We start from the raw sequence: 26,989 nt of genomic DNA, 5'->3' as shown, positions 1-26,989 counted from the left end.
GACCGAAACCGACGAGCGACGCGGCTATCGCCGGGCCGAAACGTCGTCGACCGCGTAGCCCGCGTCTTCTATCGTGTCCACGACGGCCGCCGCGTGTTCGGCTCCTTTCGTCTCGATACGGAACAGGAGGTGCGCCTCGCCGACGTCGAGGGCGTCGACGGCGCGGACGTGGCGAACGTCGTGAATGTTCGCGTCGCGGTCGGCGATGAGTCGGGAGAGCCGCGCCATCTCGCCGGGTTCGTCTCGGATTCGGACCCGGAGGCGCAGCGTCTGCCGGCGGCTGGTGAGCGCATGGACGAGCACCGTCTGGAGCATCGTCATGTCCAGATTCCCTCCGCAGAGCAGCGGCATGACGGTCTCGCCCTCGACGTCGAGGTGGTCGCTCAGCACGGCGGCGACCGAGGCGGCACCGGCACCCTCCACGACCTGCTTGGCGCGTTCGAGCAAGAGGAGGATGGCCTCTGCGATTTCCCCGTCGGAGACCGTGACGACCTCGTCGACGTGTTCCTCGATGGTTCGGAGCGTCAACTCCGAGATGCCGCCGGTCGCGATGCCGTCGGCGATGGTGTTCGTGTCGTCGAGCGTCACGGGAACGCCTTTGTCGAGGCTCTCGTGGACCGTTTCCGCGCCCGCGGCCTGCACGCCGACGACGCGAATCTCGGGGTCGTGGTGCTTGATGGCGGTCGCGATACCCGAGATGAGCCCGCCGCCGCCGATGGGGACGACTACGGTGTCCATCTCGGGGAGGTCGCGATACATCTCGACGCCGAGCGTTCCCTGCCCGGCGACGATGTCGCAGTCGTCGTACGCGTGGACGAACTCGGCGCTCGACTCCTCGGCGAGCGACTGCGCGTACGCCATCGTCTCCTGGAAGTCCTCGCCGACGAGTTCGACCGCCGCGCCGTAGTCGCGCGTCGCGTCGATTTTCGTCTGCGGGGCGTTCTCCGGCATCACGACCGTGGAGTCGGCTCCGCACTCGGTCGCGGCGAGCGCGACGCCCTGGGCGTGGTTGCCGGCGCTCGCGGCCACGAACTCGTCGATTCCGCGGTCGGTGTCCTGTCGAATCTTGTTGTACGCGCCCCGCGTCTTGAACGACCCCGTCCACTGGAGATGTTCCATCTTCAGGTAGACGTCCGCGCCGACGAGGTCGCCGAGCGAGGTGCTCCGCTCTATCGGCGTCCGCTTGACGACGCGGTCGTTTTCGAGTCGCTCGCGCGCGCGTTCGATATCGCGGTACTGTACCGGGAGCGACTCCGTCTCACTCATCGGCGACTCACCCCGGCGGTCGGTCGCACGGCGCGCCGGGATGGCAGGCGCGTGTCGCCTCGGGTTCGGGACTGTCCGTAAACTGTGATAGTTCTTAGCACGGTATGTGAGAAACGTGACGAAGTTCCAATATAGAGCTATCGCCGGTCGGCGCTCGTCTGGGTGAGAACCGAGCACAGTACATGCCGTTTTTGGCAGTCAACAACCTCAATTCGGATTATTCGCAGACAGCCACAACGGGCGCTCGTCGCGCCTCTCGGCCCGACCACAGAACATATTCGTTCTGTCAAGTTGTGGTTCTCGCCCGGCGTTCCACCCTCGTCTCGGGGGTCGGCGAAGCGTTATACCGCAGAGTCGAGATGCACCCACGATGCCTTACGACACCGTTCGAGAGACCGACCCGGCCGTCGCCGACGCGCTGACGGGCGAACGCCGGCGGCAGAACGACACGCTCGCCATGATAGCGAGCGAGAACCACGTCAGCGAGGCGGTTATGGAGGCCCAAAGCTCGGAGCTGACGAACAACTACGCCGAGGGCTACCCGGGAAGCCGGTACTACGGCGGCTGCGAGTACGCCGACGAAGTCGAACAACTCGCCATCGACCGCGCGAAGGAACTCTGGGGTGCCGACCACGTCAACGTCCAACCGCACTCGGGGTCGCAAGCGAACATGGGCGTGTTCCTCGCCGTGCTCGACCCCGGCGACAAGATTCTCTCGCTCGATTTGACCCACGGCGGCCACCTGAGCCACGGCCACCCGGTGAACGTCGCGGGGAAGACGTACGAGGTCGAACAGTACGAAGTCGACGCCGAGACCGGCTACGTCGACTACGAGCAACTCGCCGAGAAGGCCGAGGAGTTCGACCCGGACATCATCATCTCGGGGTACTCCGCGTACCCGCGGGAAGTCGAGTGGGAGCGCGTGCAGGCCGCGGCCGAAGCGGTCGACGCGTACCACCTCGCCGACATCGCCCACATCACCGGCCTCGTCGCCGCGGGCGAACACTCCTCGCCCGTCGGCGTCGCGGACTTCGTCACCGGCTCGACCCACAAGACGATTCGCTCGGGTCGCGGCGGCATCATCATGTGCGACGAAGAGCACGCCGACGGCGTCGATTCCGCGGTCTTTCCCGGACTCCAAGGCGGACCGATACTGCACAACGTCGCCGGCAAGGCGGTCGGCTTCGGCGAGGCGCTAACCCCTGAGTTCGAGGAGTACGCGTCGCAGGTCGTCGATAACGCCGCCGCCCTCGGCGAGCGGCTACAGGAGCGCGGCCTCGAACTCGTCTCCGGGGGCACGGACACCCACTTGGTCCTCGTCGACCTCCGGCCGTCGCACCCGGACACGACCGGCAAGGACGTCGAAGCGGCCCTCGAAGAGGTCGGTATCGTCCTCAACGCCAACACGGTTCCCGGCGAGAGTCGCTCGGCGTTCAACCCCAGCGGTATCCGCGCCGGCACGCCCGCGCTGACGACCCGCGGCTTCGATGAGGAGGCCTGCCGAACCGTCGCCGACCTCATCTACGAAATCGTCGACGCGCCGCACGACGAATCAGTCAAGGGGTTCGTCGACCAGAAGGTCGACGAACTGACCGACGAGTACCCGCTGTACGACTGAGTCGACCCCGGCCCCAACCCGCGCGACTCACCTCGGACCGAACGGTCCCGGTTCGCGACCGTCGGCGGCGACATGAATTGTCAGTATTTCTATCACTATTGTTTTGCCGGGGAACCGCTCCGGGCGAGACTCAGACGCCCGAAATCGACGGATAGAAGCAGATTCAGTCGCCGACTCGGCGCGGCGGCGCACGTATAAGTAGGGCCGTCGAGACCGGTTTCGACGAAGCGATATGTCCGATGCAATCAATCTCGAGACGGCGAAGGTACTCATCGAAGCGGCGGAAGCGGAGGCCGAATCGATGGGACTGCGAATGGTGATTACGGTCGCGAACCCGGAGGGTAACCTCATCGCACAGCACCGAATGGACGACGCGTGGCTCGCGAGCGTCGACATCTCTCGAAACAAGGCGTACACGGCGGCCGCGCTACAGACGCCCACGCACGAACTCGCCGAGCCGACACACCCCGGCGAGTCTCTCTGGGGACTCCAAACGACCGACGAGAATCGGCTCGTCGTCTTCGGCGGCGGTTATCCCCTCGAAGTCGACGGCGAAATCGTCGGGACCGTCGGCGTCAGCGGCGGCGAGGTGTCCGAAGACATGGCGGTCGCGAGCGCCGCAGTCGAGCGGTTCGAAGAGCTCGTCGAATAATCGAAGTCGCTGTCAGCCGCTTTTTTCGAGTCGTTCGGCCGAGGGCCGACGTTCGGACCGTCAGTTCTCCACGTCTTCGAACAGTCCGCGGAGTGCCGTGCAGAGAATGTCGTACCCGGCTTCGACCTCCGACAGCTCGATGTACTCGTCGTAGGCGTGGGCCTGCGCCATCGACCCCGGACCCCACGTAATCGCGTCCATCCCGGCGTCGTTGACGAGGTTCCGAACGTCGGTCGCCGCCCGAATGCCCCACGGCTCGGGGTCGGTGTCGGCCCGCTCGGCGGCCGCGTCCCGAAAGCGCGTCGCGATGTCGCTGTCGGTCGGAACCGCCGCCGACTCGTAGACCCGCGTTCGCGTCCACTCGACGTGCAGGTCGTGTTCGGCCGCGACGTCGGAGAGCACCGCGTCGATTTCGGCGTCGACCTCCTCGACGGACTCCGAGGGAACGAACCGCCTGTCGACCGTTATCGTCGCCCCCTCCGGGACGACGTTCTCCTTGGTCCCCGCCTCGAACTGCGTGACCGTCGCAGTCGGCCGGCCGACGAGCGGGTCGGACCGCTGTCGAATCCGCTCGTCGTACGCCGCGAGCGCGTCGAGGACGAGTCGGGCGTTCCCGATCGCGTTGTCGCCCTCGTCGGGCCGACTCGCGTGCGATGGGTCGCCACCGACGGTAATCTCGTACCAGCCGAGGCCCTTCGCGCTCGTCGCGGTTCGCAGCGACGTGGGTTCGAGCACGACGCCGTAGGTGCCGTCGTAGCCGCGTTCGAGGAGCGTCTTCGTTCCCGGTTCGGCCGTCTCCTCCCCGACGGCGGCGTGGAACACGAGCGACCCGTCGAGGGATCCGGAGTCGAGCGCGTCGGCGAATTCGACCGTCGCGAGCATCGCGAGGGCGACGCCGCACTTCATGTCCGCGCTCCCGCGACCGTACAGCCTACCGTCTCTGACAGTCGGTTCGTACGGCGGGAGGTCCCACTGGTCGCGGTCGCCCGCCGGGACCACGTCGAGGTGGCCGTTGAGGACGACCGAAGGCTCACCGTCGCCGACGCGGGCTACGACCTGCGGTCGGTCGGGATACGGTTCCTCGACGAGCGTCGCCGAGACGCCCCGAGATTCGAGCCAGTCGTACACGAAAGCCGCCGCCGCCCCCTCGTCTCCCGGCGGGTTCTCGGTCTCTATTTCGACGAGACTCGTGAGCAACGATAGTAACTCCTCGTCCATGATTTCGGTCGTCTATCGACAGAGACGGGCGTGTGTTAAGGGTTCGTGCGATAGCTTTTTTCCAACTCGACCGTCAGCGTGGAAGATTCCGTGCGAACGCACGCGTCGGGCATCGCTATTCGAGCGTGGAGATACGACTGTCTCGGAGAAGCACCCGCTTGACGATGTCCGGGTCCTCGAGAAGGCGGTGGGTCCCGTGAACGCCCTGCCCGCGGCCGCGACCCCGGACTTCGGACTGGATGACGTTGAGGAAATCGAGTTCCTGCAGGAGTTCTTGGACGCGGCGCTCCGAGAGTTGGTCCATGTCGAGGTCGTCGGCGACGGTGAGGTACTGTCGATAAATCTTGTTCGTCGTAATCTCGGCGGTCTTTCGGCCGCCGGTCTGGAGAACGAGGGAGTAGAGGACGGCCTTCGACTGCGTTGCGGTCCCTTCGAGGAGTTCGCTGAAGCGGTCGGCTTCGCTCTTTTCTTTGGCGGCCCGCACGTGGTCGTCGGTGACGGTCTCCGCGCTCTCGTTTCGGGCGATACGACCGGCGTTACGGAGAATATCGATTGCCTTCCGCGCGTCGCCGTGTTCCTGGGCGGCGAGCGCGCTCGCGAGGGGAATCACGTCGTCGGTGAGGACGCCGGGCTTGAACGCGTCCTTCCGGTTTTCGAGGATTTCGCGGAGTTGGTTCGCGTCGTAGGACGGGAAGACGAGTTCGTCGTGGGCGAAACTCGACTTGACGCGCTCTGTGAGTTCCTCGGGGTAGTCGATTTTGTTCGAGATGCCGATGATACCGATACGGGAGTCCACTATCTTCTGGTTCTCGCCCGCGCGCGAGAGCTTTCGAAGCACCTCGTCGTCGCGGAGCATGTCGATTTCGTCGAGGATGACGATGGTCACGTCGGAACAGGTGTCGAGCACCTGCCACAGCCGGTTGTAGTAGTCGCCGGTCGACAGCCCGCGCTCGGGAATCGTCATCCCGCTTTTCGACGGGTCGTTGACCTGCGAGGCGAGCGTCTTGATGACCGACGCCTCGGTGTGCTGTTCGCCGCAGTCGATGACGGCGATGCGAACGTCGACGTCCTCGCGGACCGCCTCGTGTTGGAGCCGCTCGCTCACGAGACGCGCGGTGAGCGTCTTTCCCGACCCGGTCTTTCCGAAGATAAACAGGTGGGTCGGTTCGCGTCCGAAGATGGCGGGGTTGAGCGCCTGTGCGACTTTCGACATGTGCTCGTCGCGGCCGACAATCTTGTCGGGACCGGGGAGATGAGAGATTTTGAGGATATCCTCGTTCGCGAAGATAGGCTGGTCGTAGCGGAACAGCGGGTCGCGAGTCCCGCCCTCGCTCTCGTCCGATGTCATGTGAGTTCGGTATTCATACTCACCCGTAATAAAGGTGAAGGGGTGGACTCGCGTTTGTAACAGCGACAAATACGGCCGTTTGAGCGGTATTTCAGTCCCGGTTTTGGATTCGACGATCAACGAGTAGTATCGCGCAAGTAAGGCTGTCAGACACCACCCTCGCGTTTGTAACGCGCGAGACGGTCTCGGGGGAACCACTCACTGGAGGGGTACGCTCGCGTTTGTAACTCGAGTCGCGAGAGACCACCCTCGCGTTTGTAATTGAACGGGGGGAGTACCGTCGCGTTTGTAACGTTGAGCGTCGAAAGCACCGGTGCAGACACACCACCCTCGCGAATGTAACGCGAATCGGCGTGGGGGTGGTCCGCAGGTCGAGTGATTTCCGGATGTTTTTGCTTCTATATTTACAAACGCGAGGGGGGTGTGTCGAATTCCTCTAGGGTCTGGCGTAGCCGTTACAAACGCGAGGGGGGTGTGTGTGTACTCCCGAGCGCAGACGGACGAATCATGAACAACACCCATTTCGAAGAACAGCCACGACACCTCGACACGCATCCAACGACGCGATGCCGTTCTCCTCACTGACGCACCGAACTAACACTAGTAGCTAGACTACTAGTTCTACTACTCAACACAACACCACAACACCACAACAACAAGCAACGAATCAGAGACTAAAGGAAACAGGACGGACGAGAAGCGGGAGCCGACGGACAACAACCCGAAAACAGCCACCGTCAGCACCGATACCGTCTCCCGACCTCCAGTTAACCGCCTTCCCAGCTTCGCCAACACGCCAGTACGTCACCCGGTGTCTCAACGGCCACCGAGTACCCGTCGACTACCCACCGAGTGCTCACCCGAACAGTCCGAGCTCGCGAACGTCCTCGTCGACCGTCTTGAGCGCTGCTTCGGCGTCGGCAGTCCGCTTCGCCCCCGTAATCACAATTTTTCCGCTTCCGAACATGAGGACGACGACGCTCGGTTCGTCGAGACGGTAGACGAGTCCGGGGAACTGCTCGGGTTCGTACTCGACGGCTTCGAGACCGAGACCGATGGCCAGCGCGTTCAGGTTGAGCGCCTCGCCGAGGTCGGCGCTCGAAACGATGTTCTGGACCGTAATATCCGCATCCTCGGGAACGGGCACGCCGAGGTCGGTGAACTCGTCGAACAGCGTTTCGATGGCCGTGCTCACGTCGTCGACGCTGTCCGCGCCGGTACAGACGATTTTCCCAGACCGAAAGACGAGACACGCCGACTTCGGGTCTCGGGTTCGATAGACGAGTCCGGGGAAGTTCTCGGGGTCGTAGTCCGTCCCGTCCATATCGAGCGAGAGTCGTTCGAGGTCGAGTTCGACCGGAACCTCCGTCGAAGCGACGACGTTCTGAATCTCGATGGACCCGACGGCGTTCTCGTGCGACATCTTGTGGATTCGTTGACACTCGCTCGACTTAAACTACCGGGGTCGTTCACACGCGTTAATCACCGGACAACTAGACAACTGGACGGCTAACCCACCGCTGACCGGGCGGCCGGCGTACTGGGCGAGTTGAGACCGGCGGTCGGACAACAGTCGGGACGGGCTCCACATGAGATAACCAATGAATACCACTTCATCATAATTCTTTTTAGCGTCTTCTTCGATTACTCGCCATGGCGTTCACAGACACGATACACGACGAGGCCGACGAGTTCTGGTCGGCCATCCTCGACCATCCGATGGTCGTTCGACTCGGGGAGGGGAGCCTCGACGAGGAGCCGTTCCGCTACTGGGTACGGCAGGACTACGTCTACCTCGTCGAGTACAGTCGGCTCTTCGCGCTCGGTGCTGCGAAGGCCCCGACGCTCGACTCCATGGGGACGTTCGCGAGCCTCCTCGAATCGACCGTCAACGAGGAGATGGACCTCCACCGGAGCTACGCCGCCGAGTTCGGCATCGACCCCGCCGAACTCGAAGCCACGAGGCCGTCGCCGACGACCCGGGCCTATACTGACTTCCTCGTTCGTACCGCGACGCTCGGCTCCTTCGGCGACATCGTCGCCGCCCTGCTTCCGTGTATGTGGGGGTTCAACGAGACGGGACGCCGGCTCGCCGACGCGGGGGCTCCGGACCACGAGCAGTACGCCGCGTGGGTCGAGATGTACGCCGGCGACGAGTTCACCGAACTCACCGACTGGTGTAAGTCGCTCATGGACGACGTGGCCGCGAGCGCGACCGAGTCGGACCGCGAACGCTACCGCGACCTGTTCCGCACGTCGGCGCAGTACGAGTACCTGTTTTGGGACGCCGCCTGGCGGCGAGAGGAGTGGCCCCTATGACCGACACGGACTCGTCGACCCCCGAGACGTACGACGAGTTCGCCGCGTCGCGGTCCGACCCGCGCTTTACCGACTGGCTTCGCGAGCGCGCGGGCGACTCGTGGCGCGACGCGACGAGACATCGACTGACGCGGGAACTCGCCGCCGACGAACTCACAGACGACGTGTTCAGACAGTACCTCGTACAGGACTACGCCTTCGTGGAGACGCTCGTCGGCGTCTTCGGCCACGCCGTCGGTACCGCGCCGACCATGGAGTCGAAGTCGGAACTCGTCTCGTTCCTCGGCGTTCTCACCGACGACGAGGACGACTACTTCCTCCGGGCGTTCGACGCGCTCGACGTGCCCGAGTCCGTCTACTCCGACCCGGAGACTACGCCGGCGACGCGCGCCTTTATCGACCTGCTCGAACGCGCCGCGGGGCAGGGCGGGTACGCCGAGACGCTGGCGGTGCTCGTCCCCGCCGAGTGGGTCTATCTGTCGTGGGCGACCGCCGCGGCTGCGACTGACCCCGCGACCGATACCGGTGCCGACGAACCACCCTCGCGGTTCTACCTCTCCGAGTGGGTCGACCTCCACGCGGTCGACGACTTCGCGGCGTTCGTCGAGTGGCTCCGGACCGAACTCGACCGCGAGGGCGCGGCCGCCTCCCCGCGTCGGCAACGGCGGCTCGAGCAGTTGTTCCGTCGCACGGTCGAACTGGAAGTCGCGTTCTTCGACGAGGCGTACGAACTGGCTCCGTCCGGCGATTTGACGGTACCTACGACTTCGTCCGCGTCCTCGAAGTCGAGCGGTCGCTCTTCTCAACCGGGTGACGGCCGATGGTGAGTTCGACCGTCGCGCTCGGCCTGACCGTCGCGACGCTCGTCGCCTTTACCGGCGTCGGCGTGTGGTTCTCCCGCGGTCGCGTCGGCTCCGTCGAGGACCTCATCAGCGCCCGCGACTCCGCGGGGAGCCGGCGGACGACGGCGACGCTCGTCGCGTCCGTCATGGGCGTCTGGGTGCTCTTTTCGGCTCCGGAGGCGGGTGCGAGCTTCGGTATCGCGGCCGTCGTCGGCTACGCGGTCGGCGAGGCAGTCCCGATGCTCGTCTACGCCCGCCTCGGCCCGCGAATCCGGGAACTCATCCCGGAGGGTCACTCGCTGACCGAGTACGCCCACGCCCGGTACGGGTCAGCGATGTACGCCTTCGTCCTCCTCGTGAGCGCGCTCTACATGTTCATCTTCCTCGCCGCCGAGCTGACCGGCATCGCGGGCGCGCTCTCGCTCGTCGCGGGCGTCCCACAGTGGCAGACCGCGCTCCTCGTCGGCGGCTTCGTCCTGCTCTACACGAGCTACGGTGGCCTCCGGGCCAGCATCGCGACCGACGCGGTCCAAGCGGTCGTCGTCATCCCGCTCTTGCTGCTCGCGTTCGCCGGCGCGCTTGTCGCGCTCGGCGGTCCCGCCGCCGCCATCGACGGTATCACGGCGACGAACCCCGCCCTTCTCGACCTCGGCGCGGTCGCCGGCCTACAGTTCGGCCTCGCGCTCGCGTTCGCCATCCTCGGCGCGGAACTCATCAACCAGACGTGGTGGCAGCGCATCTACGCGGCCGATTCGTCAGAGACGGTCGGACGGAGCTTCCGTACCGCGGCGCTCGCCAACGGCGCCATCGTGTTCGTCACCGCCTTCTTCGGCGTCGTCGCGGTCGGTAACGCCGCCGTCGTCACCGACCCCGCGAGCGCGGGCTACAACGCCGACGCCGCCTTCTTCGTCCTCCTCGGCGAGGCGTTCCCCGAGTGGCTCGTCCTCGCGGCGGTCCTCCTCGCGCTCCTGCTCGTGATGAGCTCCATCGACACGCTGTTCAACGCGCTTTCGAGCCTCGTGACCGCCGACCTCGCCCGCCTGCTCGCGGAACCGAGCGACCGCCACCTCGCGCTCGGGTCGAGAGCGCTCACAGTCGTCGTCGCGGCCGCTGCGATTTACGTCAGCCTCCGGGCCCAGAGCGTCCTCCGGCTGTTCTTCTTCGCCGACCTGCTCGGCGCGGCCGTCGCCTTCCCCCTTGTCTACGGGCTGTACTCGACGCGAATCACCGGCCCCGGCGCGCTCGCGAGCAGTCTCACCGGACTCGCCGTCGGCCTCGCGTTCTTCCCCGACCTCCGCGGCGTCATCACGTCGATTCCGGTCGTCGGCGGCCTGCTCCCCGCCGCCGACCCGCTGTATCTCAGTTCCTTCGGCGGGGCGTTCGTGGTGTCGACGGCGGCGGCGCTCGTCGCCGCCCGACTCACGGACGCCGGGTTCGACCTCGGTCGGCTCTCGCGGGAGATTCGCCGGTTCGACGACGGCCGAACTGAGGCGCCGTCGTCCGACTGAGGCGCCGTCGTCTGACTCTCTCGCCTCACTATCCTGGCTGGACGGCTTCAGTACTCGCTGACCGTCACGGTCCCCACCGAGACTCGGACGAGTTCGTTTTCGGGCCACGCGGATTCTTCGGCCCCGTACTTCCGGTTGATTCGCCGGGTCGCGTCTTTCCGGGGGTCGTCGTCGGTGACCACGGTGGCCGTCCCGAGAATCGTCACCTTCCACTGCGCCTGTCCGTTCTCGTCTTTCTGGATTGAGAGCGCGACGCGCGGGTTCTCGCGGATGTTTTCGAGCTTTCGACCCGTGGTGAGAACCTCGATTACTCCGCGGTCGTCCGCGTAGTCGAACCAGACGGGTGCGACGTGGGGACGGTCGTCGACACTGGTCGCGAGGTGCGCCATGAGCGGTTCGCTCGTCACGAGCGCCGCGGCGCGTTCGGAGAGTCCTGCCATATGCTAACTATCGTCGTGTCGGCGTAAAACGGTGACTTCGCTCCGGTTTTACAAACGCGAGGGTAGTCCCCGCGCTGCTGGTCACGTCCCGTCGAGTCGCTGGTCGCGCCACGTTCCGCCTCGTGGACGCTCGCGACTCCCGTAATCTCGCTCACCAATCTGCCCTGTTCACTCGCTCCTAACGCCAGCCGAAACGCGGTTTGGCTCCGTCCAAATTCGGTGAAATGGGCCTCATAACGGGTTCATAACAAAGTGGTATGACGCGACAGTTCAGGCACCCCACTCATGAGTATCGAGGTTCGACGGGCGACTGGAGACGACGTCCACGGCTGGGACGCGTTCGTCGAACAGTCCCCGCACGGCAACGCGTTCCATCAGTACGACGCGCTTGAGATTCAGGCGGCCCACGCCGGCGCGGAGTTGATACCGCTCGTCGGACGCAAAGGTGAGGAAGTCGTCGGACTGTTTCCGATGTTCCGCATCGACAAAGGACCCATCGCGACGGTGTTCTCGCCGCCGCCGGAACTGCGAGTCGCGTATCTCGGACCGGTCCTGTTGAACATGGATCACATGAAACAGCGAAAGCGCGAGGGCCGGCACCACGAGTTCATCGACGACTGCCTCGAATGGGTCCGCGACGAAGTTCGACCGCGCTACACCCATATCCGCCTCGACGGCCGGTACGACGACCTCAGGGCCTTCTCGTGGAACGACTACGCGATAACGCCGCAGTACACCTACCACGTCGACCTCTCGCCCGGCGCCGACGACGTGTTCATGAGTTTCAGCAGCGATGCCCGGTCGAACATCCGGAACGCGCCCGACGACGCGTACACCATCGAGGAGGGCGGTCCCGAGGAAATCGAACAAATCGTCGAACAGGTCGCCTCGCGCTACGAGGCACAGGGCATCTCGTACCGGTCGACCCCGTCGTTCGTCAAGGACCTCTACACCACCCTCCCCGAGGGACAGATTCGACCCTACGTTCTTCGGACCGACGGCGAGTTCGTCGGCGGCATCCTCGCCGTCGACTACAAGCAGACGGTGTCGCGGTGGCAGGGCGGCGTCCGTGCCGACGTGGACTCCGAACTCGCCGTCAACGACCTGCTCGACTGGCGCATCATGCGCGACGCGATGGACCGCGGGCGGACGACCTACGACCTCGTCGGCGCGAACAACCGCCGCATCAACCGGTACAAGGCGAAGTTCAACCCCGAACTCCACCCCTTCTACAGCCTCGAACGGAACGCGGCGGGGATGAAGACGCTCGCGCACCTCTACAAGACGATTCGCGAGGGCGTGTAATACTTCGCAGATTGGCCGTTAGAGCCCCGCGTAGGGGTCGGGCTTCGCCTCAGTCAGGCGGTCGACCTGCTCGTCCGTGAGGTCGATAGTCGCGGCTTCGAGGTTCTCTGTTAGCTGTTCGACCGTGCGCGCGCCGACGATGGGGGCCGTGACACCGTCGCGGTGCATGAGCCACGCGAGCGCCGTCTGGGCGGGCGTCGCGTCGACTTCCTCGGCGACCGCGTCGAGTTCGTCGTGCACGTCGAAGTTCTCCGCCGTCAGATACGACTCCTCGAACCGGCTGGACTCCGCGGCGCGGGACTCGCCGGTGAGGCCGTCCTCGCGGGTGTACTTCCCGGTGAGGAAGCCCTGTCCGAGCGGGCTCCACGGACAGACCGCGATGCCGTACGAGCGAGTCATCTCGAGGTAGTCTCCCTCGATTTCGCGGTCGACGAGGTTGTACCGCGGCTGGGCGACGGTGAACGGCTCCCAGCCCTCGGCGCGGGCGATTTCGTTCGCCTTCGCCACCTTCCACGCGTTCGGTCGGAGGGTCGACGCGCCGAGGTAGTGGACCTTTCCGTCCTCGACGAGGCCGTTGAGTGTCTTCATCATCTCGCGGGTGGGCGTCTCGTCGTCCCAGCGGTGGATGTAGAGCACGTCCACGTAGCCGGTGTCGAGGCGGTCGAGCAGGGCGTCGATGCGGTGACGGATGTTCTTCCGGTTCGTCCCGCGGCTGTTCGGGTCGCCGTCGCGAATCTGCCAGTAAATCTTGGACGCGATGGTGAACCGTTCTCGGTCTCGGTCTTCGAGCCAGTCGCCGATCCAGCGCTCGCTCGCGCCGCCGCCGTAGATGTCCGCGGTGTCGATGAAGCGTCCGCCGGCCGCCTCGTAGGCGTCGAGCAGTTCGTGCGCGCGCTCCTCGTCGATCTCGACGTTGCCCTGTTCGGTCTCCTTGCCGAACCGCCACGTCCCGAACTGGAGTTCGCTCGTCTGGAGGCCCGTCTCGCCGAACGGCACGAAGTCCAGGTCGATGTCTTCGGGTGTCGTCATGCCCGCACAGATACGCCGAATCGACGCAAAAACGTTGGGTAGCCGGAAGGCGATTGGGGTGAGTCGCCGCTGTCTCCGCTCTCAGGCGTTCGCGCGAATCAGCGACTCCAGTTCGTCGCGCACCTCACCCGCGTCGGTGGTCCGGACCGTCGTCTGGACCGTCCGCTCGTCCAAGTCGCTAAGCTCGCTCAGCACGCCGCCGCGACGGTCGACTTCGATGTGCAGTTCGAGCGCGTCTTCGCCCGGTCGCGGCACGACTTCGAGCTCGTCCAACTCGCCGGCGAACGGCCCCGACGTGGGTCGGAACTCGAACTCCTGGACGAAGCGCCGAGTCGCGGTGAACACGCCGTGGGGGTCGGCCTCGCACTCGGCGCTGTGCAGCGAGAAGCCGAGGTCGTCGAGCGCGTCGAAGACGGCTTGAAGCCGCGGCGTCGGCTGGACGTTCAGGTAGTCTTTGTCTTCGGGGTCGACGGCCAGTTCGATGTCGAGTTCGGTTTCGACCCACACGTCGACGTTCCCGAGGGTGACGGGCGTTCCGCGAGGGATGTCGAGCGAGACCGCTCGCGTCTCCCGCTCGTCCGGTTGGATAGTGAGGCTCTCCGCGAGGGTGTACTGCGCGATATCGACCTCTCGGTAGCCCTCTTCGGTCCGGTAGCGGGTCTCCAGTTCGAACCGAATCTTCCCGATTTCCTGTTCCGTCGAACCCCCTTCGATGTGCACTTCTGCATCGACCGTCTCGCCGGCGCGGACGGTGTCGGAGGGGAGGACGGTATCGACGGTTGCGTTGCCGATTCCGATTCGTGCGAGGACCTTCTTCATGATGCACGCCGACCGTCTCGCTCGCGGTGTAAGTATCTCGTGGCCTCGCGCGATTCTCGTGACGGATACGTGCGTCTCAGGAGTCGAACGGGCGTTATATAGTCGAGCATTTTCGCGTGTCGCAGGGTAGTCACCCCCGACCCCCGCGGAGGGTCACGGGTCGGCGGGTCGGTGTCGCGCCGCCTCGCGCTAGGTTCGGTGGCCGGCCTTTGCGCTCGGTCTGGATGGCGCGACACGCCTCACGTCACGTACACGTCGCCTTCGACTTCGTAGAGGTAGCCCTTGTTCAGGAGCTCGTCGACGGTTTCGGGGTCTTCGCCCGCCGAGCGCACCCGGCGGCGCGCGTCCGCCACGGGCATCCCCGAGTCGCGGTCGGCGACGAGAGGCCGAAGGTGTTCGAACGCTCGCGTCGCGCGAGGAGAAAGCGGCGTGTGTCCGCCCTGTTTCGATGTCATCGAGTCCTCTATTCGCGACCACGGAACGCTCCGTAAAGAAGGTGGGTGCCGATTCGGTCTCTCGCGGGGTGGCCGGGTTCCGTCGCGCTTCGCTCTCCGTTTTCGACTCCGTCGGCGAGCCCCGCCCGAGGCAACCCATTGGCCTCGTTCTCCATATCGACAGTGCTGCCGAAAACGGTGTATCGGTCGACCTTCTCGCCGCGAAGGAGGTTCACCGTGCACACTGCGAAACAGTAGTTATCGGCGGAACCGAGCCAGGATGTATCCTCACCGCTGTCCGAACCGGTGACCCCGAGTGGACGAGAATCACCCCCGACGGTGGGCGATGACACGCTACCGGCTGAACCATGATGGCTGTTAACATCGTGGAGCACGATATCTGCGTATGTCTCGTCACGTGGCTTCCTTCGACATCGACTCAAAGACCGATTCGTACGCCGCTCGACGCATCTTGGAGCGAGTCTACGATACGATTCGAGAGGAGTCGTCGAGCGGCCGAGATGACTCGACCGGCACAAGCGAACTCCTCGAATCGTTCAAAACGCTCCGAGACGCAGCGAAACGTCCAACGGCAGGCAAGCTAACGATTACCTACGAACAATACGACGACGGATTCGAGAACTGAGCTCGCGGAACATCCGTCGCCGGAAGAGACGCGCAACCTCAGTGTCCCGCCCGCCAGCGTCCCCCAAGTTCTTCACGTTCGCGATCAGTATATTCTCCACTCCGAAAGACGGTCACACGTCCGTTCTCTTCGCTCAGCGTTACACTGGCAAGAACTTCTTCTCGGAGAGATACTTCTAACGCACTGAGATGTTTGGTTCCCATCCAAGCGGCAGAGGCGATGGGTGTCTCTTCGACCGCTTCAGTAGTATTTGGAGTCCGAACGCGAACCATCTGTTCTTGGATTGTCTTATCTGCGGCAATAACGACTGCTCCATCGCAGCTGAATGCCACGTTGCGGGCTGCGTCGATGAACTCATTGGATGTGATGCCGACTGACCGGCACTGTTTGACGGGCCACGTGTTGTCTCCCAGTGGATCGGTGTATTTTCCGAAATCTATGTCCGCGACGACAATAAAATAGAGACTCGGTCCGGTCACGTATGGTTCGTCCCACCGGCTGAAAGAGAGGCTCAAACTCTCCGCGACATATCTGAGGATGTCGATAGTCTCTGGAATTGTGGCGTACTCCGCTTGACTGTCGTTAGCTTCTACGATAGCTCTCTCACCGACATACTCGATGTACGGGGAGACGCTGTTTGAATGCTCTGCCCGTGATAGAGACGCCTAAGGGACATCACCGCTGACGTACCTACCATCCGTAGACGCTGTACAAACACTCATTCGGCTTGCACCCCTTCTAGAAGCATGGCCGAATTTCCAGACGAACGACAACTCGTACTACGGGCGCGTTCCCGGTTGGACCAGTGGACGAGAAGTGCCAGGATGGAGGCGTACACTGAACTGTTCGAAGGTGACGACCCCATCCTCTCCCTCGAGGAAGTGCAACTGCTCGATGCGCTCGACTCCGAACTGGAACGAGAGGGAGGCGATGGTGTCTGGGGAACCGATCAGTACGGAATTCACACGGCGGGAACCTCGAGTTCGGACTCCTCACTCGGCGTCGTCTGTGTGTACCACCCACAGATCACCAAAGACTCCGTCCTTCGCGGGGCAGACGACCTCGACGACGAGGCCGAAGAGCGACTCAACGCGGCACTCTGGCGGTACAGTGAACGGGTTGCGACGCTCATCGAAGAGGCACTCGGTGAGTTCACCCGTCAAACACAGAGCTGAGGTTCGTCTCGCCACTTTTACTACACTATCTCCGGTGTGCGACTACCGTCTGGTTCGCCCGTGTTCCGGTTCGAGATTTAAAAATACGTCTTCCTCAGCCCCGCACTCTGGACAGGCGTGCATGAAGTGGAGACCGTCCTCGTCGCGCTTTTCGATCCGCCACTCCGACTGAGCGCGGGCTTCGTTCCCGCATACTGGACAGCGTTTGGGATGGTCTTGGAGATATGTGCTCATGAACTCGATGAACGATTTCGTCCCATGGCGGTATGACCGCATATCCGCATGTATACTGCGGCCACGCTATTAGTTATCACTCACCTGATTGGCCGTTTGCACGCGGGAGAGTGGGCGATAACCGTTGCTGAACTCCTCGAACTGGATTCGATATCGACTCCTCCGAAGCACCGAATTACCCGCCGAGAGTCGTGATCTAGACGTGTCTCGGTGAATCCCTGTTTCGGAGTGCGGATAGTGTGTCCGCACTGTGCGAACGGACGACAGGGTAAACCGTCTCCCCGGCGTATCTCAAGTGGTAGCCGTACTGCCGAACCGGTGACGACGCGTGTCGATGCAGTCCGTGTCTGCCAGACGGATATGGGCCACTCGGTAGAACACACAGCAAGCCGACTCACTTTCCGCTCGCTGCGTCCGGTACACCAAAGCCGCCAATTATGACTGAACACACAAAGAAAACGATAGAAACGCGAACGATCGACGGCGTCGAAGCACTGGTCAACGTAGATTCGGAAGAGATCTTCATCGATCTCCCCGCGTCGAATCCACGGTACATCCGCGTTCAGAAAGGCGGCCGTATCCAAGAAGGCGACGTCGGTACTCAGTCAACTGCTGAGATGGCTGGGCCGCTACTCACGCACTGGGTCGTCGAATCGATAACCGAAGAAACCGTAATAGGGAGAGATACCGAGACCAACGAGACACGGGAATGGGACCGCGAACAGCTCATTCAGCGCCTTGGGACCGGTGGACTCAGCGCAGAGCTGGCGACGTTCGGACGGGTAAGCGTCACCGAACTCGAAGAGTGGCGCGGGAGGCACACCTCCGAAGGTTCTGAAGAGGCTAAGCCGTACGTGGTTGTTACTGCGTACGGCAACAATGGGGAAAAGTTCACACAACTGTACGCGGCGACCGAGACTGGCAACTGGGATTCACTAGAAGTAGTACAGCAAGATTCACACGTCCAGGCGCTCAGCGACGAGCTACGGACACGCTTCGACGACGCCGTCCGCGAGGCGCTCGAAGTCGAACAACGGTATCAATAGATTCGCCCTTAGTGCAATCTGCCCCTCACGGATTATCGGTCAACCGACCATACTGGTTGTCCGTCGATCGACGCCGACCAGCCCTCTCGTGGGAAGGTGAGTTCGTCACCCGCTGAGCCACCAGCCGTAGAGGTGCTCTTGAGACTCAGCGTCGGATTGCTTCTTCGACTGACCGTACGTCTTCCCCTTGAGGAGTTGGCGTTCGACCGCGTTCGCGGCGAGTCGGAGCGCGTGGGTGGCACCGTAGCCTTCGCCATCGGCCGTGAAGTAGCCGCGGTCAGTCACCAGTCGAATCCGTGCCAACACGAGTGGTACACCCCGGCTCTGTTCTTTGTGTTCCTGTAGTTCGATACTGGCCTTGATGACGCTCATCTCGCCGTACTTCGAGGTGACGCTCTCGATCAACGTGGAGACGTCGTCGTAGTCCATCCCCTCTAGCAAGTCGAGTCCGAACACTTGCACGGCGTTCCGGTCGTCGCGTTCCCAGGTGAGCGCCTCAATGACGTCCGTCTTCGTGATGATACCGACTGGGTCGCCCGTTTGGTCGGCCGTGACGACGAGCGATGAGACCTCGTGTTCGAACATCGTTTCGACAACCTCGTCGAGGGGGGCGCTTCGGCGGACCGTCACAACTGCATCGGACATCAGATTCCTGACCGGAAGGTCGAGCATCCGGTCTGAGTCGCCCTCACGAGCACCGAATCCACCGTGAGACCCTCCAGAGCGTCCGCGGCCACCGAAGCTGCCCGACGACCCACCCTGGCTCTTGCTTCCACCTCGCGTCGTGAATTCGATAACGTCGTACAGACTTACCATCCCCACAAGGTCGTCCCCGTCGATAACAGGGAGGTGGGCGATACCGGATTCCCGAAGCACGTTAAGGGCTTTTCCGATCGTCGCCTCGGGAGTCGTGCTGACGAGCTTCGGCGAATACGCGTCTTCGACGGTCACGGCATCGAGAAACGGACGCACGGCTTCGAGGATAGCATCTGCGGTCACCACACCGAATATACGCTCTTCATCGAGTACGGGAAGCGTTTTGGCGTCGCTCCCGATCATGAGTCGCGCGACCTCCCGAACGTCCTCGGTGCGTTCGACGGTCGGGACGTGCTGGGCCTGTGAGCCGACCTTTGCGGAGGGCTGATTGGACGAGGAAGCCAACTGTCGGCGGCTGACGACACCACGATACTCGTCACCGTCAGTCACCACGACGGCATCGAGTTCTTGATTCTCGAATGCGCCGGCGACCTTCGACAGCGGCGTCCCGATATCGAACTCGGTGAACTTCGTGGAGAGAATTTCGGAGATATCCATGAGTAACTCTCTAGTGAGAGGGGCGCTGGACGGTTATGCCTGTCCCACACTTGGGGGTCGGAGGTGTTCGAAGGGCGGCGTTAGGTCGACGGAGAACGCCAGCAGTGTAACGAGAAGGCTACACCCGACGGCGACGACCCCCGTCGCTAGCACACTCACGTCGCCACGCGAGGCAGCTGAGTGCGTTCAACCGCCGAATCCGGCCGAGTGATGTCCACGACCCGGTCCGTGTGAACGCTCTTCCTTCACGAATCGTCGGTGCGCCACCCGCGCGGCAGTACGTTCATCCCTACTCACCACGAAGTGTTCTCTCATGCCGGTCAACGTTCTCGTCGCCTTCGATGGCTCTCCGCTTTCAGAGCGCGCGCTCGCATATGCCATCGAGACCTTTCCGGACGCGTCCATCACATCGATGTACGTGATTAATCCGCTCGACTCGGTTATCGACGTGGAGGCTGGCGGCTTACCAGTCGCCGAAGACTGGCACGAGAATGCGAAAGAAGTCGCAACCGAAATCCACACGACGGCCACGGACCTCGCGGCGGAACGGAATACCGAACTGGTTACCGTCACGGAAGTCGGCAAACCGGCACGAGCAATCTCGGAATACGCCGACGACCACGACGTCGATCAGATCGTCATGGGCAGCCACGGCCGCTCGGGAATCGACCGTGCGCTCCTCGGGAGCGTTGCCGAGACGGTTACCCGCCGAGCGCGGATTCCGGTGACGATCGTCAGTTGAACCATTCGGACCAGAAGGACTCGAGGGCGGTCGATAGTGGGGACCCGCTTCGTCTGCACTGAGACAGGGACACGATGACAGACCGACAATACAGAATCAGGATGCAGTGTATGGAGAGACCGCGTGACCGTTACTAAATCACCCTCGCTCTCGACGTGTGCTGTCCAGATCGAACGACGAGGCGGTCGCGGCGAAGCGGGGGCGCGAGCCCTCGCACGACACCTCTGGGACACGCCCGGCGTCCACGACGTCGACGTCTCGTTCCGAACGGGGAGCGTTCGAATCACCTACGACGAGAGCGTCACCTCGGAGGAACAGCTTCGAGAAGCGGTTCGCGACCGCGACGTCTCGATTCGGGACGACCCCGACACGGCACCCGGCGAGGCGACCACCCGCTCGGACCTCAGGCGGGAGGCCGTGTTCGTCGGGCTGACGCTGGTCGGCATGGTGACCGGCCTGGCGACGGGATGGCTCGGTGGACCGTCACTCCTCATGTGGGCCGGCTACGGCGTCGCGTACGCCTTCGGTGGCTGGTACGGGCTCAAGGGGGCGATCGAGACGCTTCGTCACGGCGCTGTCGACATCGACCTGTTGATGATCGTCGCCGCGCTCGGGGCGCTCTCTATCGGCGCACCGTTCGAGGGAGCGATGCTCCTCTTCCTGTTTTCGCTGTCGAACACGCTCCAGCACTACGCGATCGGCCGCTCGCGCCGGGCGATCAAGTCCCTCGTCGAGATGCGGCCGGACGAGGCGCAGGTCCTCCGCGATGGTGCGGAGGTGACGGTTCCCATCGAGGAGGTCGCCGTCGGCGACGTGTTCGTCGTCCGCCCCGGCGACAGAATCCCGCTCGACGGCATCGTCACGTCCGGCGAGGGAACGGTGGACCAAGCCTCGCTCACCGGCGAATCAGTTCCCGTACCCAAGGTGCCCGGTGACGAGGTGTTCGGCGGCACGATAAACGAGAGTGGGAGCCTCGAAATCGAAGTCACGCGGCAGGCACACGAGTCGGCGATCAGCCGTCTCATCCACATGGTCGAACGCGCTCAAAGCGAGAAAGCCCCGACACAGCGGCTCATCGACCGTCTCGAACAACCGTACGTCCTCGGCGTGTTCGGGCTCACGATTGCAGCTATCGCCGTTCCGGTCGCGCTCGGGAACGACTTCACCGGGACGTTCTACCGCGCGATGACGCTCATGGTCGCCGCCTCGCCGTGTGCGGTCATCATCTCGACGCCCGCGGCAGTCCTCTCAGCTATCGCCTCCGGAGGCAGACAGGGCGTCCTGTTCAAGGGCGGCGAGCACGTCGAGACCGCCGCGCGTATCGATGCGGTCGCCTTCGACAAGACCGGGACGCTCACGCAGGGAGACACGCAGTTGACTGACGTGTTCGTCCGTGACGGCACGGCAGACGAGACGCTGACCGAGGACGAACTCCTCTCTATCGTGGCCGCGGTGCAGGCCCGCTCGGAGCACCACCTCGCCCGTGCGACGGTACGGGCGGCAGATGCTCGCTCACTCGACGTCCCCGACGCGGAGCGGTTCCAGTCGGTCGCCGGGAAAGGGGTCAAAGCGGACGTCGACGGCACGACGACGCACATCGGGAACCGCAGTTACTTCGAGACCGTCCTCGGGGACGCGGCGATCGACGGTCTCGAACCGGGCCTCGACCGTCTCCAGACGTTAGCGGCGGAGGGGAAAACGAGCGTCCTCGTCGCCCGAGAGCACCACGGCGACGTCAGCGTGTCGGGGTGGCTCGCCTTCACCGACACCGTTCGCCCTGGCGCGGCCGAGATGATCGACGACCTCCGCTCGCTCGGTGTGGAGCACATCGTCATGCTGACGGGCGACAACGAGCGCGTCGCACAGCGCATCGCCGACGAAGTCGGCATCGACGAGGTACAAGCCGAACTGCTCCCGGAGGAGAAAGTGGCGACCATCGAGGACCTGGTCGGGCGATTCGAGAACGTGGCGATGGTCGGCGACGGCGTCAACGACGCGCCGGCGCTCGCCACGGCGACCCTCGGCATCGCGATGGGCGGTGCGGGAACCGACGTCGCGCTCGACACCGCTGACGTGGTGCTGATGGGCGACGACCTCAGCAAGATTCCCTACGTGCTCGGTCTCGGACGCAGGACTCGCCGGACGCTCACCATCAACCTCGCAATCGCCTTCGGCGCGATTGCACTCATGGTCGGTGCGATCCTCCTCCGAGGTATCCCGCTCCCGCTCGCAGTAGTCGGCCACGAGGGCTCGACGGTCATCGTCTCACTGAACGGCCTTCGGCTGCTCGGCTTTCGTGGGTGAGCACGTCACGGGCGACGGAGGCGAACTCCCCCAGGTCGCTCGGAGGACCGCCGGTCTGTCGCGATGACGAGAGGCCGGCGGGCTTTCCAACCAGCCTGTTCATCTACACGCAGGCCGTACGTTCCAGTATGAAGACGGTTCACCGGTTCCTCGCGGCTGCGGGCTTCGTCGCGCTGTCCGGTATCGTGAGCTTGCTTGCCGCGCCATCGCTCCCCGCTGAGCTCGTCACGAACTGGGGGTCGGGTGGCGAGCCCAACGGGACGATGCCGAAGCTGCTTGCCCTCTGGCTCATTCCCGCTCTGACCGCGGGGCTCCTTGTCACGTTCGCCGCCATCCCGCGAATCGACCCGCTCCGAGAGAACATCGCCGAGTTCCGGTCCTACTACGACTGGTTCGTCGTCATCTTCACCGTCTACATGTCCGTCGTTCACGTCGGCATCGTCGCCTTCAATCTCGGCTACGAGTTCGACTTCACCTCCCTGATTCTCGTCGCCGTGGCTGGGCTGTTTTACTATAGTGGCGTCGTACTCGCGCACGCCGAGCAGAACTGGTTCGTCGGTATCCGGACGCCGTGGACTCTCAGTAGCGAGGAGGTCTGGGCACGGACTCACGCACTCGGCGGCCGACTCTTCAAACTCACCGCCGTCCTCACGCTCGTCGGTCTGTTGTTCGGTGACTACGCGCTCTACTTCCTCCTCGTTCCTGCGCTTTTGACAGCCGGCGTTACCGTCGTCTACTCGTACTACCTGTACGAGCGAATCGACGGAAGCTCGGATACCGCCCCGGGCTCGAATCTGTGAGTCACTCTGAGAGCAACAGGTGCGGCGTGCTGAATAGCGCGGCTGGACGTCGCACCGGTCGCTTGTCTCGCATCGTTTAACGCGAACCGGCCGTCTGGTGGATGAGCGAACCTACCTCTCGGTTGGACGACTGTCGTTGGTTACGTTCCCGTCTCCTGACGACTCCTGCGGTCCCGTTCGCCCTCACTCCCACGGGTTCGTCTCCAGCGCGTGGACCAACAGAATCGCCCCGACGGCGATGCCGACGAGGACGAGCGCGACCGGGAACGCGGCGTCGAGGCCGGTCGAGAGGTACGACACCCAGATCTGCACCGGGAGCGTCCGCGGGTAGTACGCCAGCATGAGCGTCGCGCCGAACTCGCCCATCGCCCGCGCGAACGTCAGGGTCACCCCGGCGAGGATGCCCTGCTTCGCCAGCGGGAGCGTCACGCGCCGGACGCTCCCGATGCGGTCCTCGCCGAGCGAACGGGCCGCCGCTTCGAGTTGCCTGTCCACGCCGTCGAAGGCCGTCTTCGCGGTCACGACCAGAAATGGCGAGGCGACGTAGGTCTGCGCGAGGACGACCCCGACCAGCGAGCGCGTCAGCGGGACGCTCGTCAGCTGACCGAGGCCCGCGGGGCCGACCAGCTTGAGCAGTAACATCCCGCTGACGACCGGCGGGAGGACGAGCGGGAGCATGACCATCGCCAGAATCACGTCGCGGCCGCGGAACGACGTGCGCGAGAGCCAGTAGGCCAAGGGGAGGCCGAAGGCGACGGCGACCAGCGTGCTCAGCGTCGCCGCGACGACGGAGTTGGTGGCGGCGGTCACGACGACGTCGCTCGTCACGTCGCCGACCAGCGACGCCGGCGACTGCGCGAGGACGAGCGCGCCGATGGGAAGCAGGTAGTAGACGAGGAGCATCCCCGCGAGAAGCAGGGTCAGGCCTCGCCACGTCTCGGGGAGGAGTCGCGTGACGCCGCTCTCGCGGCGGTTAGGCGCTCGGTGGGACATCTCCGAAGTAGTGTGGCTGGCTCGCGCGCACGGTGAACCCGGAGGGTTCGAGGAACTCGTCGGCGGTCCCGACGAGCGCCCCGAACACCGACTTCGCCGCCGTCGTGTCGGTCCGTCGCGTCGCGGCGTACCGGATTGGGCCGCCGCGGACGGTGACACCCTCCGGGAGCGTGTAGGAGACCGTCGCGTACGCCGACGCGTGTTCGGGGTCGCTCAGGTTGATTTCGGCCGGGAGTTCGAGGTACGGGTAGTCGCGTTCGACGGCCATGCTCCGGTAGACGAACGCCGCGTCGATGCCGCCGGCGTCGAACTGCGCGAGCAGTTGCGTCTCGGGGTAAATCTGGTCGCGGCGGAGCAGGTCGTTGGCGAGCGCCGGCCGGCCGTAGTAGTCGGCGGCCAGCGCGAGCGCGAACCGCGTCCGGTAACCCAGCGGGTCGAGGTCGGGGTCGGTTCGGCCGAGGCTGACGCCGTCGTCGAGGAGGGCGTCGGGCCACGACGCGGCGTCGGCGACTCGCTCGCCGCCGTCGGTCTGGGGGTTGTACGCGACGACGAGCGCGTTGTTGGCGAACGTCGCGTACCACGGGACAGAAAGCGGCGCGTCGAACAGCGTCGGGTCCGCGAGGGCGACGATGTCGGGGTCGCGTTGGTCGTCGTCGACCATCCGCGCCACGCGGGCGGAACCGTGTGCCTCGACCTCCACGCGGGTTCCCTCGGGCGATTCGAACTCGGCGGTGAGCGCCCGCTGGAGGCTCCCGGCGGCGAGAATCGACACGGTCGGCGTCGACCCGGCTCGACCGAGACAGCCCGCTGTCGCGGTGAGGCCGGCCGCCGCGACCCCACCGACGGACGCGAGGAACGCCCGCCTGCTCGACCCGTTCGCGGAGTCGCTGGTGTTCTCCGCCGCGTCCGTTCGGGTCGGCCGACTCCGTCTCTCTCGCGTCATCTGGTCAGGGTCTCTTGGAGATGTCTTCGAGCGATTCGGGGTCGGTAGACGGGTCGAGCGCGCGTGCTTCGACGGCGCGGACGCCTTTCACCGTCCGCGACCCGTCGACGTCGGGCGCGATAAAGCGCGTCTCGTAGTCGTGCTCCTCGCCTATCGGCGTCCCGTCGCGGGCGTAGGCGAGCACGGCGTCGAGAGCGTCGTACACGTCGATACAGACGCGATACCCGTCGGCGCTCTCGACGACGAGGTGCGTCGTCTCGTCGTCGAGGTCGACGTCATCGAAGAGGTCGAAGACCGGAACCCCGGTCCACGTCGCGGTGTGGCGCGTCCCCGACGCGCACGCGACCGTCACCGTTCGGTCCTCAGCGGGGAAGTCGAGTAACTCCGCGCCCGACAGCCACGCTCGGTGGTCTCCGCGGAGGAGAATCGGCTCGGACGGGGCGGTCGCCGGACGCGACCGGTCGTGTTGTGCGTGCATGCGTATTCACTAGTCCGATATTGGTTGATTCTAACGGTGTGTGTAACCTCAAACAATTAAGGGTTTATAACTGTCTGAAAATGAGTCTCCCGACGTGCTGGGTAGACGGACGTCGGAACCCGGGCGCGCGGTTTCGACTCGGTTGCGAGTCGGCCGATTCCGACGTCCGAACATTCATTATTTCAAGAATGTATGTTTAATCTATATGTTTGGGGTCCAGTCCGAGTTGGCGGTGTTCGTCCTCCTGATGCTCGTCTGGACCGTCTTCGTGCTGTATTCGGCCTCGGTGTTCACGTGGTTCGTCGAGGTGCTCGTCCTCGCGTGGCGACAGACCATCCCCGCCGGGGACGTCGCCTACGGCTACGACGACATCCAAGTTCGCATCATCACCATCGACGCGGCCAACATCGTCCAATCGACGGTGAATGCGGTCCCCGACGACCTCGCCGACGTTCGGGTCGTCGCCGAGAAGCCGATTTCGGTCGACGGCGCGACGGTCCACGCCGTCCCGGAGGAGTTCACCTGCACGGCGTCTCACAAGGGCCGCGCGCTCGAATGGGCGCGCCGCGAGATTCCCTGCGACAAGGAGTTCGTCCTCTACCTCGACGAGGACACGCTGATGGCGAACTTCGAGGGGTTGCCGGAGGGCGACATCATCCAGATAACCGAACTGCCGGTGTACACCGGGTCGTGGGTAACGTACCTCTCAGAGGTGTTCCGTATCGGCTACCAGCGCGAACAGCGGGCGTTCGGCCGCTTCAGCTTCCCGCTGTACGCGTGGGGCGGCGGCATCGCGATTCGGACGAGCCTCGAAAACCGCATCACGTGGGACTCGAAGACCATCACCGAGGACACGGACTTCGCGTGGCGCGCCGCCGCCGCCGCCGACCTCGATTTCAGCGTGCTGAACTGCAAGTTCCGCAATCAGGCCCCGCCGTCGGTGATGACGATGCTCAAGCAGCGTCGACGGTGGTTCTCCGGGACGCGACAGGATTCGGACCTCCTGCCGCTGCACTATCAGCTGTTTCTGCAGTTCCGCCTCGTCGCGTGGGGCTTTTCGCCGCTCATCCCGCTGATAACGCTCGTCACGTTCGTCATCCCCGGCGCGCTCCCCGACTTGGTGCTCTATCGGGTCGGCTCCCTTCTCGAGTTCGCCACGCTGTTCGTCGTGACGGGTGCTGGCGTGGCAAGTTACTGGTCGGAGTCGAAACTCACGCTCCTCGCGGTCCCGTGGACGCCGATTCTCGTCGTTCTCAACACGGCGGGCGCGCTCTGGGGGTTCGTCTCCCCGGTCGAGCACTTCGCCGTCACGACCAAGGTGCCGCTGGAGACGGTCGAAAAGCGCAACCCCGCGTTCGAGCCCGGCTCGCTCACGAAACACGACGGGCGGAACGACTTACCCGAGCATCTGGACGTGAACCGGCTCACGAGCGAACTCCGCGAATCGCTTCACATCCCTGATGATTGATGTGAGACTCTCGTTCCGTCTCGTTCCCCGGGACCCGATGATCACGGG

The 26,989-nt window shown here is 64.2% G+C and carries 26 protein-coding genes; 13 read left to right on the top strand and 13 right to left on the bottom strand.

The genetic code is table 11. From position 1 onward, the window contains the following. Positions 1–24: 24 nt before the first annotated feature. Positions 25–1,266 (bottom strand): threonine ammonia-lyase, encoded by a 1,242-nt coding sequence (gene ilvA / locus C5B91_RS17905; protein ID WP_008097085.1) that lies wholly within the window; start codon positions 1,264–1,266, stop codon positions 25–27. A 370-nt stretch (positions 1,267–1,636) separates the two neighbouring features. Between ilvA and glyA the strand changes: the two genes are divergently transcribed. Both glyA and C5B91_RS17895 read left to right on the top strand, forming a co-directional pair. Next, positions 1,637–2,884 carry a serine hydroxymethyltransferase gene (glyA, locus tag C5B91_RS17900; RefSeq protein WP_115820080.1) on the top strand — a complete coding sequence of 416 codons (1,248 nt, stop codon included), beginning with the start codon at positions 1,637–1,639 and terminating at the stop codon, positions 2,882–2,884. Between the two features lie 232 nt (positions 2,885–3,116). Next, the gene (locus tag C5B91_RS17895) at positions 3,117–3,536 is read left to right on the top strand and encodes a heme-binding protein (protein ID WP_004972263.1); all 420 of its coding nucleotides are present in this window, start codon (positions 3,117–3,119) and stop codon (positions 3,534–3,536) included. A 60-nt stretch (positions 3,537–3,596) separates the two neighbouring features. Here C5B91_RS17895 and C5B91_RS17890 read toward each other — a convergent pair whose 3' ends face one another. The 3 genes from C5B91_RS17890 to C5B91_RS17880 form a co-directional block, all read right to left on the bottom strand. Further along, positions 3,597–4,754 (bottom strand): M20 family metallopeptidase, encoded by a 1,158-nt coding sequence (locus tag C5B91_RS17890; protein ID WP_115820081.1) that lies wholly within the window; start codon positions 4,752–4,754, stop codon positions 3,597–3,599. A 115-nt stretch (positions 4,755–4,869) separates the two neighbouring features. Then, the gene (locus C5B91_RS17885; RefSeq protein WP_004041152.1) at positions 4,870–6,102 is read right to left on the bottom strand and encodes a Cdc6/Cdc18 family protein; all 1,233 of its coding nucleotides are present in this window, start codon (positions 6,100–6,102) and stop codon (positions 4,870–4,872) included. Between the two features lie 856 nt (positions 6,103–6,958). Then, positions 6,959–7,525, bottom strand: coding sequence for a TATA-box-binding protein (locus C5B91_RS17880; RefSeq protein WP_115820082.1), 567 nt, complete (start codon positions 7,523–7,525; stop codon positions 6,959–6,961). A 230-nt stretch (positions 7,526–7,755) separates the two neighbouring features. On the opposite strand from C5B91_RS17880, the gene tenA reads away from it, so the two are divergent. Genes tenA through C5B91_RS17865 form a run of 3 tightly spaced genes read left to right on the top strand, consistent with a single transcriptional unit; the run spans position 7,756 to position 10,771 of the window. Then, on the top strand, positions 7,756–8,421 hold the full coding sequence (tenA, locus tag C5B91_RS17875) for a thiaminase II (RefSeq protein ID WP_049968747.1): 666 nt from the start codon (positions 7,756–7,758) through the stop codon (positions 8,419–8,421). Next, positions 8,418–9,248: a TenA family protein gene (locus C5B91_RS17870; RefSeq protein WP_049968748.1), complete on the top strand. Its 831-nt coding sequence runs from the start codon at positions 8,418–8,420 to the stop codon at positions 9,246–9,248. Before tenA ends, C5B91_RS17870 begins: the two co-directional genes overlap by 4 nt. Next, positions 9,242–10,771 carry a sodium:proline symporter gene (locus C5B91_RS17865; RefSeq protein ID WP_049968749.1) on the top strand — a complete coding sequence of 510 codons (1,530 nt, stop codon included), beginning with the start codon at positions 9,242–9,244 and terminating at the stop codon, positions 10,769–10,771. The genes C5B91_RS17870 and C5B91_RS17865 overlap by 7 nt, the downstream gene beginning before the upstream one ends. A gap of 47 nt (positions 10,772–10,818) precedes the next feature. Here C5B91_RS17865 and C5B91_RS17860 read toward each other — a convergent pair whose 3' ends face one another. After that, positions 10,819–11,211: a pyridoxamine 5'-phosphate oxidase family protein gene (locus tag C5B91_RS17860; protein WP_008097107.1), complete on the bottom strand. Its 393-nt coding sequence runs from the start codon at positions 11,209–11,211 to the stop codon at positions 10,819–10,821. Positions 11,212–11,496: 285 nt separating this feature from the next. On the opposite strand from C5B91_RS17860, the gene C5B91_RS17855 reads away from it, so the two are divergent. After that, positions 11,497–12,516 carry a GNAT family N-acetyltransferase gene (locus tag C5B91_RS17855; protein ID WP_049968750.1) on the top strand — a complete coding sequence of 340 codons (1,020 nt, stop codon included), beginning with the start codon at positions 11,497–11,499 and terminating at the stop codon, positions 12,514–12,516. A gap of 18 nt (positions 12,517–12,534) precedes the next feature. On the opposite strand, the gene C5B91_RS17850 is transcribed toward C5B91_RS17855, so the two are convergent. The 3 genes from C5B91_RS17850 to C5B91_RS17840 all read right to left on the bottom strand — a co-directional run bounded on the left by C5B91_RS17850 (position 12,535) and on the right by C5B91_RS17840 (position 14,819). Further along, positions 12,535–13,545, bottom strand: coding sequence for an aldo/keto reductase (locus C5B91_RS17850; RefSeq protein WP_049968751.1), 1,011 nt, complete (start codon positions 13,543–13,545; stop codon positions 12,535–12,537). An 81-nt stretch (positions 13,546–13,626) separates the two neighbouring features. Beyond that, positions 13,627–14,364, bottom strand: a complete 738-nt coding sequence (locus C5B91_RS17845) for a sporulation protein (RefSeq protein WP_115820083.1) — start codon at positions 14,362–14,364, stop codon at positions 13,627–13,629. Positions 14,365–14,603: 239 nt separating this feature from the next. Continuing rightward, positions 14,604–14,819, bottom strand: a complete 216-nt coding sequence (locus C5B91_RS17840; RefSeq protein ID WP_004971465.1) for a hypothetical protein — start codon at positions 14,817–14,819, stop codon at positions 14,604–14,606. A 385-nt stretch (positions 14,820–15,204) separates the two neighbouring features. Here C5B91_RS17840 and C5B91_RS17830 point away from each other — a divergent pair, with 385 nt between their 5' ends. Then, the gene (locus C5B91_RS17830) at positions 15,205–15,444 is read left to right on the top strand and encodes a hypothetical protein (RefSeq protein ID WP_049913727.1); all 240 of its coding nucleotides are present in this window, start codon (positions 15,205–15,207) and stop codon (positions 15,442–15,444) included. Positions 15,445–15,482: 38 nt separating this feature from the next. On the opposite strand, the gene C5B91_RS17825 is transcribed toward C5B91_RS17830, so the two are convergent. Further along, complete coding sequence (locus C5B91_RS17825) at positions 15,483–15,923, bottom strand: diadenylate cyclase (RefSeq protein ID WP_342339227.1); 441 nt, start codon at positions 15,921–15,923, stop codon at positions 15,483–15,485. A 267-nt stretch (positions 15,924–16,190) separates the two neighbouring features. On the opposite strand from C5B91_RS17825, the gene C5B91_RS17820 reads away from it, so the two are divergent. Together C5B91_RS17820 and C5B91_RS17810 are read left to right on the top strand one after the other, a co-directional pair. Next, positions 16,191–16,619 (top strand): hypothetical protein, encoded by a 429-nt coding sequence (locus C5B91_RS17820; protein ID WP_049913728.1) that lies wholly within the window; start codon positions 16,191–16,193, stop codon positions 16,617–16,619. Positions 16,620–17,290: 671 nt separating this feature from the next. Beyond that, entirely contained in the window at positions 17,291–17,899 is a 609-nt protein-coding gene (locus C5B91_RS17810; RefSeq protein WP_115820084.1) for a hypothetical protein, read from the top strand. A 105-nt stretch (positions 17,900–18,004) separates the two neighbouring features. Here C5B91_RS17810 and C5B91_RS17805 read toward each other — a convergent pair whose 3' ends face one another. Further along, the gene (locus tag C5B91_RS17805; RefSeq protein ID WP_115820085.1) at positions 18,005–19,213 is read right to left on the bottom strand and encodes a CBS domain-containing protein; all 1,209 of its coding nucleotides are present in this window, start codon (positions 19,211–19,213) and stop codon (positions 18,005–18,007) included. Positions 19,214–19,526: 313 nt separating this feature from the next. Between C5B91_RS17805 and C5B91_RS17800 the strand changes: the two genes are divergently transcribed. From C5B91_RS17800 to C5B91_RS17790, 3 genes are all read left to right on the top strand, one after another. Next, the gene (locus tag C5B91_RS17800; RefSeq protein WP_008097119.1) at positions 19,527–19,955 is read left to right on the top strand and encodes a universal stress protein; all 429 of its coding nucleotides are present in this window, start codon (positions 19,527–19,529) and stop codon (positions 19,953–19,955) included. A 123-nt stretch (positions 19,956–20,078) separates the two neighbouring features. Further along, positions 20,079–22,259: a cation-translocating P-type ATPase gene (locus C5B91_RS17795; RefSeq protein ID WP_115820086.1), complete on the top strand. Its 2,181-nt coding sequence runs from the start codon at positions 20,079–20,081 to the stop codon at positions 22,257–22,259. Positions 22,260–22,387: 128 nt separating this feature from the next. Beyond that, positions 22,388–23,059: an SdpI family protein gene (locus tag C5B91_RS17790; RefSeq protein ID WP_115820087.1), complete on the top strand. Its 672-nt coding sequence runs from the start codon at positions 22,388–22,390 to the stop codon at positions 23,057–23,059. Between the two features lie 183 nt (positions 23,060–23,242). On the opposite strand, the gene C5B91_RS17785 is transcribed toward C5B91_RS17790, so the two are convergent. Genes C5B91_RS17785 through C5B91_RS17775 form a run of 3 tightly spaced genes read right to left on the bottom strand, consistent with a single transcriptional unit; the run spans position 23,243 to position 25,473 of the window. Beyond that, positions 23,243–24,052, bottom strand: a complete 810-nt coding sequence (locus C5B91_RS17785) for a molybdenum ABC transporter permease (protein ID WP_115820088.1) — start codon at positions 24,050–24,052, stop codon at positions 23,243–23,245. Then, positions 24,033–24,995, bottom strand: a complete 963-nt coding sequence (locus tag C5B91_RS17780; protein WP_115820089.1) for an extracellular solute-binding protein — start codon at positions 24,993–24,995, stop codon at positions 24,033–24,035. Before C5B91_RS17780 ends, C5B91_RS17785 begins: the two co-directional genes overlap by 20 nt. Positions 24,996–24,999: 4 nt before the next feature. Next, entirely contained in the window at positions 25,000–25,473 is a 474-nt protein-coding gene (locus tag C5B91_RS17775) for a molybdopterin-dependent oxidoreductase (RefSeq protein ID WP_115820090.1), read from the bottom strand. A 205-nt stretch (positions 25,474–25,678) separates the two neighbouring features. Between C5B91_RS17775 and C5B91_RS17770 the strand changes: the two genes are divergently transcribed. Then, positions 25,679–26,941 (top strand): glycosyltransferase family 2 protein, encoded by a 1,263-nt coding sequence (locus C5B91_RS17770; RefSeq protein ID WP_008097124.1) that lies wholly within the window; start codon positions 25,679–25,681, stop codon positions 26,939–26,941. The last annotated feature ends 48 nt before the right edge of the window (positions 26,942–26,989 follow it).

The organism is Haloferax sp. Atlit-10N (assembly GCF_003586325.1).
Taxonomy (GTDB): domain Archaea; phylum Halobacteriota; class Halobacteria; order Halobacteriales; family Haloferacaceae; genus Haloferax; species Haloferax prahovense.
The sequence above is the reverse complement of the archived record's forward strand: the minus strand, read 5'-3'. Positions and strand labels throughout refer to the sequence as shown.